The sequence below is a fragment of the Mesorhizobium sp. P2_A8 genome (genome assembly GCF_056404935.1).
This window is the reverse complement of record NZ_JBFUDB010000035.1, coordinates 1-620: the sequence shown is the minus strand read 5'-3', so window position 1 is coordinate 620 and position 620 is coordinate 1. Positions and strand designations below refer to the sequence as shown.

The 620-nt window shown below is 62.0% G+C and carries 1 protein-coding gene; it reads left to right on the top strand.

Features of this window, described 5'->3' with window-relative positions:
- On the top strand, nt 1-620 hold a 620-nt coding region (locus AC1D10_RS35570), incomplete at both ends, for a VCBS domain-containing protein (protein WP_477279991.1).

The window sequence follows — 620 nt, the reverse complement described above, 5'->3', positions numbered from 1 at the left end:
GACGGCAACTGGTCTTATGCCGCGAGCTCGGCCCACAATGAGTTCGTCGACGGCCAGCATTACATCGAGGACTTCGATGTGGTCAGCGCCGACGGCACCCACACCTCGGTCCACATCGACATTCTCGGCACCAACGACGCCGCCGTCTTGTCCTCGGCATCTGTGAACCTCACAGAGACCAATGATGCGGCCGAYATCTCGACGTCGGGCACCCTSACCATCTCGGATGTCGACAGCGATCCGCACTTCGTCGCCCAGGCCGCTACCGCCGGCAGCTACGGTACCTTCTCGATCGATGCCGACGGCAACTGGTCTTATGCCGCGAGCTCGGCCCACAATGAGTTCGTCGACGGCCAGCATTACATCGAGGACTTCGATGTGGTCAGCGCCGACGGCACCCACACCTCGGTCCACATCGACATTCTCGGCACCAACGACGCCGCCGTCTTGTCCTCGGCATCTGTGAACCTCACAGAGACCAATGATGCGGCCGACATCTCGACGTCGGGCACCCTCACCATCTCGGATGTCGACAGCGATCCGCACTTCGTCGCCCAGGCCGCTACCGCCGGCAGCTACGGTACCTTCTCGATCGATGCCGACGGCAACTGGTCTTATGC